The 1,230-nt window shown below is 61.3% G+C and carries 1 protein-coding gene; it reads left to right on the plus strand.

The features are described 5' to 3' along the window. A partial coding sequence (locus tag TH468_RS21065) for an aldehyde dehydrogenase (NADP(+)) (RefSeq protein ID WP_210402283.1) occupies positions 1-1,230 on the plus strand: 1,230 nt, incomplete at both ends.

The following is a 1,230-nucleotide window of genomic DNA, read 5'->3' on the forward strand; positions in this document are numbered from 1 at the left end:
CTGATTGCCGGCGAATGGGTCGCAGGCGAGCAGACCTTCCAGTCCGAGCCGGCCCATGGTCCGGCCAATACCTTCCCGGTCGGCACCCCGGCCATGGTCGATCAGGCTGCCAAGGCCGCCGAGGAAGCATTCTGGTCCTATGGCTATTCGACCCGTGAAGAGCGCGCCAGGTTCCTGAATAAAATTGCTTATGAGATTGATGCCCGTGGTGCGGAAATCACCGAAATCGGCACCCAGGAAACCGGCCTTCCGGAGGCACGTCTGAATGGCGAGCGTGGTCGTACCGTCGGCCAGCTTCGCCTGTTTGCCAGCCATATCCTTGTCGGTGATTATCTCGATCGCCGTCATGACGAAGCGCTTCCGGATCGCGCACCCCTGCCGCGTCCGGACCTGCGTCTGATGCAGCGTCCGATTGGCCCGGTAGCGGTGTTTGGTGCGTCGAACTTCCCGCTGGCCTTCTCGGTTGCTGGTGGTGATACCGCGGCCGCATTGGCGGCTGGCTGCCCGGTCGTCGTCAAGGGCCATTCGGCCCATCCGGGAACCGGTGAAATTGTGGCCCAGGCGATTGATGTTGCGGTCAAGGCATGTGGCATTCATCCCGGTGTGTTCAGCCTTATTCAGGGTGGCAAGCGCGATGTCGGCCAGAGCCTTGTGCAGCATCCGCTGATCAAGGCGGTCGGCTTTACCGGGTCGCTGGGCGGTGGTCGTGCATTGTTTGATCTGTGCGCACAGCGCCCGGAACCGATCCCGTTCTTTGGCGAGCTGGGCTCGGTCAACCCGATGTTCCTACTGCCGAGTGCCATGAGTGCGCGCACCGAAGAACTCGCCAAGGGCTGGGTCGGGTCGCTGACCATGGGCGCGGGGCAGTTCTGCACCAATCCGGGGATTGCGGTTGTCCTTGATGGGCCGGATGCCGATGCGTTTGTCAAGATTGCCAAGGCGGGCCTTGGCGATGTATCCGCGCAAACCATGCTGACCGATGGCATGGCCGATGCCTATCGCAGCGGTGCGAAACGCATTGCTGCGACATCGGGTGTGAAGGAAGTCCTGACCACATCATGTGATCTTCGCAATGCGACGCCGTATCTGTTTGAGACCAGCGGTGAAAACTGGCTGGCCAATCATGTGCTGGGCGAGGAAGTGTTTGGCCCGCTTGGTCTTGTTGTCCGGGTGAAGGACATTGCCGAAATGCAGGCGATTGCCAGGGCGCTTGAAGGTCAGCTGACCTGC

The organism is Thalassospira sp. MCCC 1A03138 (genome assembly GCF_002115785.1).
Taxonomy (GTDB): Bacteria; Pseudomonadota; Alphaproteobacteria; order Rhodospirillales; family Thalassospiraceae; genus Thalassospira.